A 16,552-nucleotide genomic window follows, 5' to 3' on the forward strand; every position below is an offset into this window, starting at 1 on the left:
CTCCAAACTTGTGGCGATTTGGAGTTGGTATTTTTTTATTTTTTTATCTGTAAAGGGTAACGTTTCCAACAAATTGTCTTCCGCCGTCGAGGGTAATAGTATACCAATAATCACCGGTAGGTAACAGTGATCCGTTATAGGTTCCATCCCACTCTCCTTTGTGTCCAAATTGAGTTATAATTCTACCGTAGCGATCAAAGACTTCTACGCGAGCTCTAGGGAAACCTTCTAAATTTTCAGGAACCCAAGTATCATTATCACCATCATCATTAGGTGTAAAGAAGTTCGGAATTTCGATGTCGATGAATTCCATGTTAATTTGAGCTTCAGCAGTACAACCGTTTTCATCTTCTACAACCACCGTGTAGGTTCCGGTAGCTAAGATTTGGAAAACATCATTGTATCCGTAGTTTACACCGTTTAGATAGTAGGTATAATTACCCGTTCCACCGGTTGTTGTGGCTGTAAACTGGTTTTGATAGGTTTCTGCTAATGTTAAAACAATTGGTGTGTAATTTGTTATAGTAAAATCAACTGTTTCTATACAACCTCCTTCATGAAGAACACTTACCGTATGGTTTCCGTTTGTTAAATTGGTGAATACATTTCCATTTTGATATGCACCACCGTCTAACGAGTAAGTTACATCCGATTCCACTTCTTGAACAACTTTAATGGTTACTGTGTTAAAGGCTGAATCGCCAACACAACCATAAACTACATTAGCTGCAGGAGCTATTGTAATACCACCGTCTACATCAACTTCCAATGTTGTTACGCATCCGTTCGCATCTCTTACATAAATGGTATAAGATTGTCCACCGGCTAAATTTTCAAACAAAATACGGTTTGGGGTATAATTGTTTTCATTATTCAAACTCGTCGAATACGGAGCCGTTCCACCATTAACGGAAATTTCAATAGCTCCTACGTTATCACCGGCACATAAATCAGGGAACATGGTTACTAAGGAAGCATTTAGTGGATTTGGTTCATTGATGGCAATATTCAATTGAGTTGTACAACCAATTTCATCTCTTACAATAACCGTATAATTTCCGGTAGGTAGGTTGGTAAAGGTTTGGTTTGAACCAAAATCCATCAAGTTAGGTGAAACCGCAAATTCTAAAATACCTGTTCCTCCTGATGCTGATACTTGGAAAGAACCGGTTGATTCACCATGGCAAGTTACATCTACTTGTGTAAATACCGCTTGAATTGGTGTGGATGGATTGATGGTAAACTGAACTTGTTGCTCACAACCATTGGTATGTCTAACGGTGATGGTATGGTTTCCAACCGCAACATTGTTAAATGTTTCTGATGCTTGGAAAGCTCCACCATCTAACGAATAAGTAACTTCATTTTCAACAGCAGCATTTACAGTTACTGTCACAATATTTCCTACGACATTTCCAGTACAAATATAACTCACATCAACAGTTGGAGAAATAGTAACTGGTGCATCTAACGTTACCGGAATAGAGGAAATACAACCATTCGCATCTTGAACGAAAATCGTATAAGTTTGTCCACCTGATAAGTTAGCATACGTAAATTGATTAGCAACAAAGTTGTTTTGGTTATTCAAACTGGTTGAGTAAGGTGCAACACCGCCATTTACAGTAATTGTAATGCTTCCGTTTCCGTCTCCGGTACACAATTCTTGTACTAAAGCGGAAACATTAGAAGTTAAAACAGTTGGTTCAGTGATGATTACTTGTTGCGTAATACTACACCCAATTCCATCTCGAACAATAATGTCATACGTTCCGGCTGCCAAATTAGAAAACACATTGTTGGTTGTAAATGTGGTTAAGTTAGGCGAAATCGCATATTCAATTGTTCCGGTTCCTCCTGTTACATCAACGGTAACGCTTCCGGTTGACTCACCGTTACAAAGTACGTTTTGAACACTGGATAAAGTGGCATTCAACGGCTGATTATCATCGATATTTACATCAACTGTTTTGGTACAACCATTGGTGTGTTGAACTGAAATAGTATGATTGCCTGCAGGTACATTCTCAAATACATTTGATGCTTGATAGTTTCCGCCATCCAAAGCATATTGAACATTTCCAACTGCTGAAGCATTGACAGAAACAGTTACGATGTTACCCGGCACATTTCCTGTACAGTTATAAACAACTGATTCGATAGCCGGAATTACTTCAACCGGTGCATCTAGGAAGATATACGCAATTGTTTCACAACCGTTGGCATCTTTTACAAAGATGAAATAATCGGTTCCGCCTACTAATCCTGTGAACGATAATTGCCCTTCAACAAAAGCACTTGGATCTTGGTTATTTAAACTGGTTGAATAGGGAGCTGTTCCACCTGTAATTAAAATGGAAAACGAACCATCATTATCTCCTAAACATAAGTTTTGAACTACTGAAGTCAAATCAACATCGGCTACTAATGGAGCAGGTTCTGTGATTTCAACGTCTAATAATATAAAACATCCGTTTTGATCTTGAACGATAATTTCATAATTACCAGGAGCTAAATTGTTGAAAGTTCCGGTGTTGAAAAACTGATTCAAATTGGGTGAAATCGCATATTGAACGGTTCCTGTTCCCCCTGTGGTTTGAATGGAAACACTTCCGTTTGCACCACCATTACATAAAACATTGTTTACGGTTAAGTTGGAAATCATTAATTCTTGCGGATCGGTAATTTGAATTACGGAAGAAACCGCATTACAATCCACACTATCCACCTCAACTGTATAATTTCCGGATGGAAGATTGGTAAACAGACCACTACTTTGAGGACCGGCAATCACATTATTTGCACCATCAAAAAGTGTATAGCTGTAATTACCTAAACCGCCGGTTGCGTTGGCAATAATGGTTGCTGTGCTCTCACCGAAACAGTTGATGTTCGCACTGTTAAGATTTAAATTCAATTCTAAATCCGGAATCGTTTCTATTGTAATTTGATTGGTTTGAACTACCGCACAATTGTTAGCGTCTCTTACAAAAAACTGATACGTTCCGGGTCCAACATTGTAAACCGTTGTGTTGGTAAAGTTCACTCCATCCGTGCTGTATTGATAAGGAGCCGTTCCACCGGATGCAGAAACGGTGATAACCGCATCATTTATACAGGTTAAAGAACTCGTTAAGGTCAATGAAGCAACAACTGATGTAGGTTCTGTAATAGTTATTGTATTCGTTGTAAAATCACAGTTCCATCCGTCTGTGATGGTGATGCTATAAATTCCGGCACCTAAACCGGTAAACGTTGGACTGGTTTGAGCACCTGAAGAAGTTACAATCGTTGTTCCGGTTAAATCATACGAATTCAAAATGTATTGATATGTTCCTTGACCACCGGTTACATTGGTAGCGGTTACTGAAGCATTTGTATCACCATTACATAGTAAATTAGTATTGGCAGCAGTAAGATTTGCAGAAATTAAACTCGGTTGAACTAAAATAACCGTTGAACTTATTGAACATCCTCCGGCATCTTGCACTGTAACGGTATAGTTTCCGGCCGCTAATCCGGTGAACAATGAATTGGCTCCAAGAGGCTGAATCGTTGTTGAAGTGCTGTTATTGACCAATTCAAATTGATATGTTCCCCAACCACCGGTTGCACTTGCAAAAATTTCACCTAAGTTATTTGTACAGGTTACATTAGCAGTTTCATTGGCTGATAATACCAATGGTTCGCTTGGTGAAGAGACAACAGCAAAGTTTGATGTAGCTGTACAGAATGGAGTTTCAGTAGCCGTTACAACCACTTGATAATTTCCACCTGATAATCCGGAAACTACAAATGGATTAACTGTTGTATTTCCACTTCCGGAAGCGACAATATTACCTTGAATGTCAATTACATCGTAGGTAGCATTTCCTATATAACCCAAAACATTTACGGTAATTGTTCCATCTGTATCGCCAAAACATGTAACGGCAGAAGAGTTGATTATGCTCGCTTCGATGGTATCAAACGGAGCAATTGTATAAGGAGTGGTTACAAAATAACATCCGGTTACATTATCTGTTACTTGAAATGTATACGTTCCCGGTTCTGTTAACGTAAAGTTGGCATTGAAAACACCACTTCCGGGAGTAACAGCCGGCTGACTTCCTTGTGGTAATAATTCAAAGGTAAAATCACTGGAACCACCTGTTACATTTATTTGAACTATTCCGTCATTTGTACACGTTAAATTCGTTACTGTTGTTGCAGTAACAGCCGTAATGGTTGGTAACGGATTTATGTTAACGACAGTTGATGCTAAACAGTTATTAGTATCACGAACAGTGACCGTAATGTTTTGAACGCTTCCATTATCCACAATTGTAAAGGTATTGGAAGCAAAGAAATTCGTTCCGTTAATGCTGTAAACATAAGGGGCTGTTCCAAAATTGGCTGTGGCTGTAATGGTTGATGTTTGAACTACATTCGAAGCATCACAAGCAAAATCGGTAGCCATTGCAGTAACTGTTAATAAAGCCGGTTCATCAATTACAATGATTTCTTGTAATGAACAATTTCTGGCTGAAATAACAGTAATTGTATACGTTCCAGCTGCTAATCCGGTGAAAACGCCATTATTTTGAGAAATAGGAGCATTTACACCATCGGTTAAAACATAGGTATAAATCGGGTTATCATTGGATGACGGTAAAGTTACATTGATACTACCATCATTTCCACCATTACAACTTACATCATTGTGTGTTGTGGTGAAAGTTACAGGAGTGGCAGGCTCTAATTCAATTGGAGCTTGAGCTGAACAGCCTGTGGTTGTGTCGTTAATTACTACAATGTAATTTCCGGAAGCTAATCCATTAAAAATTGGAGAAGCTTGAGCTGCTACAATTACACCACCCACATTGTTTTGTAATTCGTATGTAAAAGTTCCGCTTCCGCCGAAAGGTGTTACGGTAATAATTCCATCGTTATTAGCACATGAAGTTTGAGCTGTAACTGAAGGCGTTAAATTTAACGGAGCTGGAATTGATAGATTCACTGTATGAATACAACCGTTAAAATCTCTCACACGAATAGAATAATTTCCTGAATTTAAGTTGTTATATGTAAAAGTTGGAACGGTTTGTGTTTGGAAAGTTCCACCGTTTAAACTGAACGTATAAGGAGCTATTCCAGCGGTTGTTAATGTCACTTCAATAGTAAAATCGCCTTGAGCGGCAGTACACAAATTTGTAACCGAAGCAGCAATTTGCGGCGAAGGATCGGTAGGAACAAAAACAGGTGCAGCTTGAATACAATTATTCGCATCTCTGATATAAATCACATAATTTCCACCTTCTACGTTGAAAACATTGGTAGCACTACCAACCCAAGTTCCCACCGTAGGGGCCGGATTTCCTGCAATAACCAATTGAAATTGATAAGGAGCGGTTCCAAATTGACCGGTTGCAGAAATTCGTCCTCTGTTATTCTGACAATTATCATTTCTGGTAACATTTGCCGTTACTTGTAATAAATTGGTTGACTGAGTAATGGTAAACGGAACCGAAGCACTACTACATCCGGTTAACGTACCTCCATTTTCAGTAAATAAAATATAATAAATTCCAGGTGCTAGAGGCCCAAGATTGGTAACTGAAATTGGCCCTCCTGTTGTAGCAGAAGTTCCTGATATTCCGGTTGAACTATTCGATTGAGAATTGAAAACTTCATACGAAACACTGGTAGCCGTAGCATCATAATTATCAAAAGTAAAATTCACAAATCCATCGTTACTTCCGGTACAACTTACATTTCCAATCACATCTAACACAGAAGTTAAATTGGAAGGCGTGTTGATTGGTGTATCAGCTGTTTTAAAATAATAACAATCGGTTACTAAATCATGTACTACAAACGTGTAGGTTACACCCGGAACTAATCCGGTAAATGTTGATGTTTCAGGTGTTCCCGCATCTGCCGGTTGATAAGCGGAAGAATAAGGCAATGTATTGGTTTCTAAAATAGCAAATTCATATGAACCACTACTTACTGCAGAAGTTACCGTAATTACGGCAGTTCCACCATTCACACAATCCGCTGTGGAAGCCGAAACATCAATAATCAAATCACTTGGCGGAGAAGCAATTACAATATTGTCAACCATCATTACACATCCATTGGCATCAATTACTTCCACATTGTAAATTCCAAAATTTAAAATTTGGAAAGAATGATTTTCATTGGTTACCGGAGTATATGAAGCTATAAAACCAAAATTATTATTTAAAACATAAGTATATGGAGTTGTTCCACCGGCTACACCTTGCACGATTATTTCACCATAAGAAGTACCACCCGGATTGTTACACGTAATATCTACCGTAGCTATTGTGAAAGCAATCGGATTGGGTTCTGTTAATGTAATGGATGCTGTATCCGTACATGAATTAGCATCGGTTAACGTAATTTGATATGTTCCGGCGGTTAAGCCAGAAGTTTGTGTTCCGAAATTAACTCCGGTTGAAGTGTTGATTATTTCAAAAGTAAATGGAGCTAATCCAACGGCATTGTTGGTATTGATTTGAATTTCACCGTCATTCCCTCCATGACATAAAATTCCTTGTACTTCTACTACCGAAGTAATTTCCGGCAATGTTAATGGTTCAACTGTAATTGTTTGACTGTTAAACGTACAGCCTTGTGCATCGGTTATTAAAAATTGATAATTTCCGGCATTTGTCGTTGAATACACATAATTGTTTCCAACTACATTTGTTGAAGTTCCAAAAGCTCCACCATTAAAAGAAACTTGATAGCTAAACGGAGCTAATCCTCCTGAAATAAGAGCAGAAATTTCAGCATTTGGCGAAGCGGTACAATCTAACCCTTTTGTTAACGATATATCGCCTGTTAACTCTACTTGAATGGTTTGCGAAACAGTTGAGGTACATCCATTAGCATCCGTCACAATTACCGTATAATTCCCCGGAGTTAAATTAGCAAATGTGTTTGAATTTTGAGATGGGTTTCCATTAATACTGTAGGTATAAGGAACTACACCACCTGTTACTGCAATTACTAATGTAGCCCCATTAGCGTCAAAACATAAATCGGATGACGGTGCAATTACAGCAACAGGATTCGTAGGTGTAGTTAGGTTGAACGTGTTGCTCACAACACAACCATTGATATCATTTACCGAAATTGTATAGGTTCCGGCTTGAGTTAAATTTGTAAATGTGGCATTTGATTGAGGTCCAAGTACAGTTCCGTTGGGTTGCGTAAGTTGGTATTGATAACTTCCCCATCCGCCGGTAGCGGTTATGATTAGATTACCATTGGAATTACAACTGATTGGATTAGCCACAAAAGTGAATGCTAATGCACTACTTGGTGCTTCTACTAGTGCAGTAGTGGTGTCTGTACAATTAGTAACAGTATCGGTCACTGTTATCGTATACGTTGAAGCGGTTAAACCTGTTAGCGAAATTGTTGAAAGAGTTGAATTATTTGCTGATGCAACAACTGTATTTGAACTATTTACGATTTGATAATTGTATGGATTTGAGTTTGTTACCGAAAACGAAATTTCTCCGTTTGAGGCTCCAAAACAAACCACATTACTCACCGTTTGACCAATAACATCTATAATCGGTAACGCATTAATGGTGTAAGTTTCTTGATAAATACAACCATTGCTATCGGTCACTTCAAATGTATACGTTCCGGTAGTTAATCCCGCAAAAACAGGATTGGTTCCGTTGTTCAACGTTTGTCCCGCCGGAGCAATAATTTGATAAGTAAACGGTGCAGTTCCTCCAACAGTTGTTACAGTTACCGTAGCATTTTGAGATGGACACGTCAAAGCAGTTGCACTAAAAGTTAAATCGGTTAATTGATTTGGTGCAACCAAAGAAATGGTATTGGTTGTAAAAATACATCCGTTAGCATCTTGAATATAAATCGTATAATTTCCGGATGTTAAGCCCGCAAATTCAGAAGAAGAAACAAAGTTCACCCCATCAATACTGAATTGATACGGAGCAGTTCCACCAGAGATGCTTCCCGGAACAATGTTAATTGTTCCCGCGTTAGTTATACAAGTATAATTTTCAGTAATTTCAGCAACACCGGTCATTGGCGTTGGTTCAGTTATTGTAAAATCTGTTGGGAATTCACACACTCTGTTTCCTTGTGATTGAACCAAAACAACAGTATAATTTCCAGCAGGTAAATTGTTGAATATACCTGAATTATTAGTGCTGATGATGTTTCCATTTTCATCTAATAATTGATATGATACCTGAAAACCATTAGATGAAGTTAAATTGTAAATAATTGATCCATCATTTTGACCAAAACAATTTATATTTTGAACAGTTGTAGTGAACTGAACATTAGGAACTAATTCAATTGTTACAGGATTTGATAAAGCAGTACAATTATTTGCATCAACAACTATAAAAACATAGGTTCCTTGCTGACCAAATTCAATATCAAAAATAACGCTAGTTTGATAGTCAGTTCCAGTTGGATTTAACAATGTTCCATTATAACTGTAGATTGCAAAAGAATAAGGAGGTTGTCCTCCTGAAGGATTAACTAAAATATTTCCTTGATTACAAGTAATATTTTGAGAAACGGAAGCAACTAAAGCCAAATTATTTTCATCTTCAATAGTTACAGTTCCGGTAAAAGTACAACCATCTTCTGTAACCACTGTAACGGTATAAGTTCCAGGATTTAGGTTATTGAAGGTATAATCATTATCAACAACCCATCCGCTTGTGGCAGAAATTGGATTGGTAATGCTAAACTGATATTGTGGTTGTGCACCATTAGCTTGCACACGAATGCTACCAAATCCATTACAATTGGTGTTTTCAGGAATTAAATTAACTTGAAAATCATTTTCTTGAATTCCAATGTTGGGTAGTTCGAAAACACAGCCATCTGTTACACCAATTTGGGTAACTTGAACGGTATATACTCCCGCATCTGAAATAGTAAACACAGGATTATTTTGGTAGGGAACTAAAATATTTCCTGTCGTTTGACCCACCAATTGAAATTGATAATCCGAAGGTAAATTCGTAATTGTGATACTTCCCGGTGTATTACAAAGAATATTCGTTGTTACATATTGAATATCCAATAAATTCGTATAAACATTAAAATAAAAACGGGTAAAACAACCATCTTGATAATTGATCGTCAAGCGATATTGTCCTGCTGTAGTTACATTAAAATTAGCACCCGTACCAACTTGATTCCATTGACAAGAAGGATTATTATTGGCACATGTATCAATACCAACCGGTGGACAACTCGCTTCATTTAACACCTCCCAAACGATACTGGTGGCATCGCTGATTCCTGTTTGAATGAGTTGACTGTCATTCGTTCCACAAAGGAAAATGTAAGGCAATTGTTCACCATTATTTGGACAAATCACTACCTCATCGGCAAAAGGAATCACCGGATTGGTTTGAGTTGCTCCAAATAATAATACATTAAATGTTTGCGTAATTCCGATACACGGAGGAGTTGCTGTATTCACCACGGTATAGGTTCCCACACTGGAAACGGTAATCGTTTGTGTATTTCCGATTACTTGATTTGAACTATTGTACCAAGTGTAGGTGTCGTAGCCATTTGCAGCGGTAAGCGTTAAATCTGTTCCACACAAATAGGCTTCGTTTTCAAAAATACAATCGTCGATATCGACCAAGAAATTCGCCGGACCCGGTTGACCAAATCCACAACTGTCCAGTCCGGCAAAACTTGGGTCATTAGATATCCAATTACTATTTAATACACCTCTATAAGTTGTATAAGCTTGATTTTGAATTAAGTTTGAACAAGCGTCTTCTAATTCGCTACAAGTGGTTGCAACTTGAACACGAATACGAATAGTGTAAACAGGATCACCTATTTCAACTAAATTATTCGGTAAAGTAAAAACCAATTCATCCAAACCCGGATCATGTGTGAAGGTCACCCCAGGAGCTCCACTTAAATCAGCCGAAATGAAACTGGTATTGATGGGTAAGATGTCGCGAATGGTTATGTTTGTCGCGTCATCATTCCCTACATTTTGAAATGTAATAACATAATCTAAGAATTGCCCCAGGTTAACATCAGCCCCACCGATGTCGTTTCCTGCTAAATCTTCTACTGTTTTTACTAATTTAATATCCGGTTCTATGACTTCAATGTTAAACGCATTGAAGAACATAAAGTAAGTGTCTTGTGTTGAGGTAATTCGCAATGTTGCCGCAGTTTCATTATTTGGAATTACGCTGTTAAGCGGATTAGCTACCGTCATAATATCACCATCGTAACCCAATGTGTTCAAACTGTTGGGCACTCTGTCCGTATAATCAACATTATTCAGTGTTAATCTACTATTAAAGAAATTGTTAGTTGCGTTTAAGGTATTTCCTAAGGCGGTAAATGTTGGATTTGAATCTGCTCTAATTAACAACTGATCTCCCGTAATTCGATTATCACCTTCTAAGGCAGCCGAGGCTAATTTTGCTCTTACCGGAAATGGCGGAGGTAAAGTGGTAAATCCGGAGTAAGTAATATCTGTTTGTCCAATTGTTGCCCGAACACCGGCAAAACCGTCATAAGCCGTAATGTATTTTCCGGTCATGGTTGGATTTTCATAGACAAAGAAAATTGTCCATCCGCCGGAAACTCCTCCCCCATTGATTTGTCCTTGTGTAGCTCTGATGTTCGCTACGGTATATTCTCCTTCCGGATTGGCCAAGCCTGTTACTAAAGAAGTAATATCGGCGTAACAAGCATAAGGACTATTGGCAATAAAGTCAGGACTGGTAAATCCGTCAAAAATTAATTGTCCGGTGATGTTTTGATAAGCTCCTCCGGGTAATTTTAATCGCACTTGGTTAAAATCATTTTCACGTACATTATCTCCATCTCCCGGAGAAGTAGAAAACCCGTTGTTGAAACGATAGGTTGCGGACCAATATAATCCTGCATACACAATTTTGTTACAACCGCTTGCGGGTAAAAGTAAGGATGCACTACTTGAACTGAAGGTAGAAGGATCTCCATCAATATCAATGTATTGCATGTTGAGATTGTCATTGTATTCCGAAGAATTTCCGGTTTCATTATACGGAACATTCGGCCCATCGGAATTGGTTTGTCTGTTTACAATTCCGTTAGAAATTAAAGTCATGTCTCCTTTAAGGTTTCGTTCATAACGAACCGTAAAAGGAACAGGAACCTGGGCATAGGTGGCCAAGCTCACTAGCAAAAAACAACCGAGTAGGAAGATTGTTTTAAATTGTGGTATTTGGGGCGTTTTCATTTTGGGGTGTTTATTTTATGTTAATGTTCATGATCCAAATTTCATCAAAGTAGGTGTTGTCCACATTCGTGTAATAAGAGATTAGGGCTTCACTCCATTCCGAATGTTTTTTTAAATAAACATACCTGAAATTGTTTTTTGGGTTAATAAAATAATGGGCTGTAATTCCTCGCTTTTTTAGTTTGTTGATAAAATCATCCGCAAAAGCAGGTTCGGAAAAAACATTGGAAATAATGTAAAATCCGGGTTCTTGATTTGCTACCTGTAAATAATTTCCTTTTTTGGCTGTAGCTCTCTTTTTGTCGGTCAGTCTGGAATAATACTCTTTGATTTCTTCATCGGTTAAGGTAAATTTGGAGTTGGTATTTGTTTTTGGTTCTTCTTTTTTGAGTTGGGAAATTTTAGCTTCCAATTCTGTATTTTTTGAATTATTTTTTTGAGTTGGTAATTTGATTTCTTCTCTTTTAGTTGATGATTTCATAGCGGATAATTTGCTATTCAAATCATTTTTATCTTCTTTTACAACAACTGTTTCACCATTTTTAACCGTTGTTTTTGTAGTGGTTTCTACCGTTTTTTCTTCTGTAACTACCGTTGTTTTTGGGTCGCAATTGCAATCTTTTTCAGCAATGGTTGTTTCTAATCGTTCGATATATAGCATCATGTTTTCAATTCGTTTTTCAAAATCAGCTTTTTTCAAGTTTTCAAGCGAATCTTGTTTGATAATAATTTCCAATAGTTTTAAATGATTTTCGTCCAACGTCATTTTTAATTTTTCAATTTCAACGTTTTTATTATAGGCTTTCATTTCTTCGTTTTCTTCCTCTTCAAATTCTACTTGCATTTCAACTTCTGTAATTGCTTTTGATGGTTTTTTCTTTTTCAAAACCGATTTTTTCTTCTTTGGAGCAGGCTCAATGACAATAGGTTCTTCGGGCATATCCTCATATTCTTCTTCAGCCATATCCTCTTCATATTCTTCCTCAATTTCTTGTGTTTTTTTCAATACTTTAGGCTTTTTAACAATAGCTGTGGTCTTCTTTTTTGAAGATGATTTTCTGTTTTGTGTTTCTTCGCTGTCTTTTCCTGCAAATCGATAAGAAAGTGTAATTTCGTGGGTAGGTCCAAAGTTTACTAATCCATCGTTTATTACTCTTTCATACGTGTAACCTAAAGATAATTTTTTGGTAAAATGAGCTCCAACGCCAATATTTACTCCAAAGAAATCATCAATTCCTGCTTGTACCCATCCTAAATTCGGAAAATTGGTTATCACCGAACCTCCATACACAAAATCATCGGTTTGATTCATTTTTCCTCTAGCAATTAATCTGAAAAAACCGTTTTCAAACAATCCTTCTTGGTTTTGCATTTGATGATGATACATTACATGTCCGGTATAGGTTTTTTGTGCATAATCTTGAACCATTTTACTGGATTTAAAATCATAATCCACAAAGTTTTCTGCATAAATTCCAAAGTCAAAACTTCCCCAGGTTACATTCAAACCCGGTTTTACAGTTAAAATTGAATTGTTTCGCAGAGCCAAAATGGCCGGATCCGGTTCGTTGGTTACCGCTCTGGTTCTATCCACACCACTATTGTAATAAGCAATATTAAAACCAAGTGTTAATTTGATTTTTTCTAAAATCGGAATTTGATACGCATAATTACCAACACCTCCAAAACTGGTGATGATTCCCAAATTTTGTTGATAAACTCCAATTCCTACCCCTGCTCTTTCACCATATTTCCCGGAATAGGAAAGCATGTATAATTCCGGTGAATCATCAAATTGAATCCATTGGTTTCTGTGGTAAAGCGTGAGGTAGGAATTATTTTCTCGAACCACAGAAAATGTTGGATTCATCATGAATCGATTCAACAATAAAGTGTTTTGCGTAGGTATCGTAAACGTCAATACAGGAGCATCTTGTGCTTGCATAGTAGCAAACACAAATCCTATAAATAGTATTACGAATAGTCTTATCATGTTTATTCGATTACGGTAATAGATCCTTTTTTAATAATTTCGTCGTTTTCAGAAATGGTATAATAGAAAACCGGTTCAGTTTTAGCATATTCTAAAGTAGAATTCGGCCAATTGTTTTGATAATTTCGGGCTCTGAAAACCACTTTTCCTTTGGGCGAATAAATAATTACTTCGACCTCTTCTTTGTTCACATATTCATTTGGAATCGACCAAAAATCATTAATGCCATCATTATTTAGGGTAATCACATTTGGCACAACAATACTTGTGTTTTCAACAACAGTAACCGTGAATGTTTTAGTAAATTCACAGTCGCCAAGGGTTCCGATGATGGTATAGGTTCCGGCTTCAGAAACAGAAAATGTATTTCCGGTTGCGATGATTTCGTTATTTAAATACCAAGTATAATTATCCGCTCCGCTGGCAATCACTTCAGTTGAACCGCCTTGAATAATAGTAATGGCATCGGCTATGTTTAATGTAATTCCATCTGTTGTGATGACTTCAACAGCAATTGTATTCGATGAATATGAACATCCATCAAAGTCAATTGTCATAAAATAATTTCCGGGTTCGGTTACGGTAACCGAATTACCTGTACCGATTTCCGAGTCATTTTCAATAGAAAACCATGTTAGATTATAATCCGGATTTGTAATTTCTGATGATAAGGTGACACTTCCACCCGATTCGCACAAAACTCCTTCAGACGATAAAGTAAAATCATCTGATATTCCTAATTTTATTTCTACAACATTCGAAATAATAGCACTAAAACCAGGAATAGAAACGCGTAATTCGTATGAACCATTATCCAAATAAGAAGTAATGTCATAAGTTGTGCCGGAGGATGAAAAAACTAATTCTCCCTCTTTAAACCAATCATACACATACCCGAATGAATTGTTTAAAATGGACATTGTTTCAGAAGAACTCACCGCATTAAAGTTTGTAATAGACAACGTTGCTTGGTCACTTTCGCATAGTGAATAACCTGAATTAGCGGCAATGGTCACGTTAAATGAATCGGGATAAACCAATTCGGAGACCGCCTCTTGTGTTGCATTGCAACCTGTGGTTTGGGTAACAATTACTTTGTAAATACCATTTTGTGATACATTGATTGATGAACTTGTTTGACCGGAAATAAGGGCATTATTTCTAAACCATTCAAATGTTGGATTCACAGCGTTGGTTGTTACAGTTAAGATTTTAGTCTCACCGGGAATAATAATTGACGTTGCCGGAAAATTCAAACTTGCTGTAATACTATTTTGTTCTAAATTCAACGTATTAGAAGTAACCGAACAAGCACCATATGAAATCACCAAATGATAATTTCCTGCTTGGTTGGTAGTATAACTTGGTTGTGTTGCTCCGGTAATTAAGGTATTATTTCGATACCATTTATAAGTAAAAACACTATAGGTTATAGAACTGTTTAACTGAACCGTATTTGTGCCACACAAACTTCCAACAGCTGTTAACACCGGTGTTGGAAGTTGCAAAGCAATTGAAATAGCATTCGATTCAATGGGTGCAAAAGTTGGAATACTCACACGAAGTTTATACGATCCGTTTTCTGTAGCATTATTAATGGTATGCGTTGATGCGGTTGCACCTGCAACAGGTGTATTATTCAATAACCATTGATATGTAAAGTTTGAATTGGGTAGAGAAACAGGTACATTTCCACTTGACGTTTGAGCTATTATGGAATTTAAAGACAAGGTAGAATTCGTTACATTACACGATTGATAATCGCCGGAATTTTGAATCGTTACCGTAAACCCAATTGGATATTGCACCACAACGGTTAATTGTTCAGAAATCGTGCACCCTTGTGTTTCTGTTACGGTTAATTGATAAGTACCGGGTTGAGTAACAGTATAATTGGCCGTAGTTGCACCCGCTATTACTACGTTGTCTTTTCTCCATTGATAAGTGGGAGTTGTTGCGTTGTTAACCGAATTAATTTGAAGTTGTTCACCCGGAATTAAGACTTCTGTTGCTTCTACATTCCAATCAACATCTAATTCAATTAACTCCAAAAAGATAGCATTCGATTCAAAAACACAACCACCAAACGTGATTCTTAACTTATAAGTTCCTTCTTGTGCAGCATTATACGTTGGTCCGGTTGCTCCCGAAATGGCAACATTATCTTTAAACCATTGGTAAACGTAACCCGTATTTTGATGCGATGACGATAAAAGACGTGGAGTTCCATCACAGATATAATCTACGTTACCGGCAGAAGAAATTGATAAATTGATTCCTGCAGTGACATTAACAGTGACAATATTGGAATAGGAATTCATTACACAACTTCCATAATCTACAATAGCATAATAATTTCCGGATTGGGTTACTGTTAATGAAGGACCGGTTGCTCCGGCAACTTCTGCAAAATTCCGATACCATTTATAGGTCAAACCGGAATAGAATAAAGGCGAAGCTGCAGTTCCGGTGTTATCAACTTGTAACGTTGTATTTCCTCCTTCACAAAAGGAAACGGAACCCGAATTATTATTAATTGAAAATGGCTGATTATGAATGGCATAATATGCTGAAAATGCTACACTATTTGGACTTGTCACGGCAGGAGCTGTACTTCTTACTCTAATTCTGTACGCCTCTCCTGCCACTGTTGTAGGCATTGCAAAAGATACATTTACCGGAGAAGAAGTACTTGTTGAAGTGGTTAACGTTGTTGCCGTTCCAAAGTTTCCGGAAGCATCAGAAAGCTCCACAATAAATTGATTACCGGCTTGAACGTTGGAAACGGGGAAGAAGGTAAAACTTAAATTGTATGAGTTAAATCCTTGTGAAGCACAAGCTTGTGTGAATCCCAATGCGGGAGTTCCGATGACGATCGTTTGGGCATACCCATTCCCGATGCTGTTAAGCAACATCAAAAACAAAGAAGAAAAAAATAATTTTCTTGGGGTAATTTTCCAAACCATAAAACACTCTTTATGTCAGACTGCTTTTACCCCAAAAGCAATCGGTTGTTATTTTGTAATTTAAATAGGCACTACACTACATTTAATTACGAAAAAAACGATAAATGGTTTTTTATTTCTATCTGTTTTTGAATTTTGTTTCACTAAAAGTATACAAATATATGGAGGAGAAAATAAATTTAACATTAAAATCGATGAACGACATACATGTTTGTGGGAAACCGTAATTGCCTTTGTTGAAAACCGTAACCGCAAATGCTGTTGGTCGATTATTTAGAAACAGACTACCTTTTTTTGTGATTTATTTAA

3 protein-coding genes are annotated in these 16,552 nt (G+C 37.2%); all 3 read right to left on the reverse strand.

Going from position 1 to position 16,552, the window contains the following annotated elements; all coding sequences use genetic code 11:
- Positions 1–43: 43 nt before the first annotated feature.
- The 3 genes from EQG68_RS05320 to EQG68_RS05330 are packed head-to-tail and all read right to left on the reverse strand — an operon-like array spanning position 44 to position 16,243.
- Entirely contained in the window at positions 44–11,284 is an 11,241-nt protein-coding gene (locus EQG68_RS05320) for a T9SS type B sorting domain-containing protein (RefSeq protein WP_129463746.1), read from the reverse strand.
- Positions 11,285–11,294: 10 nt separating this feature from the next.
- Complete coding sequence (locus EQG68_RS05325) at positions 11,295–13,277, reverse strand: PorP/SprF family type IX secretion system membrane protein (protein WP_129463747.1); 1,983 nt, start codon at positions 13,275–13,277, stop codon at positions 11,295–11,297.
- 2 nt (positions 13,278–13,279) lie between these two features.
- The gene (locus tag EQG68_RS05330) at positions 13,280–16,243 is read right to left on the reverse strand and encodes a T9SS type B sorting domain-containing protein (RefSeq protein ID WP_129463748.1); all 2,964 of its coding nucleotides are present in this window, start codon (positions 16,241–16,243) and stop codon (positions 13,280–13,282) included.
- Positions 16,244–16,552: the final 309 nt, after the last annotated feature.

Origin of the sequence: Flavobacterium piscinae (assembly GCF_004122145.1) — a bacterium.
GTDB lineage: Bacteria > Bacteroidota > Bacteroidia > Flavobacteriales > Flavobacteriaceae > Flavobacterium > Flavobacterium piscinae.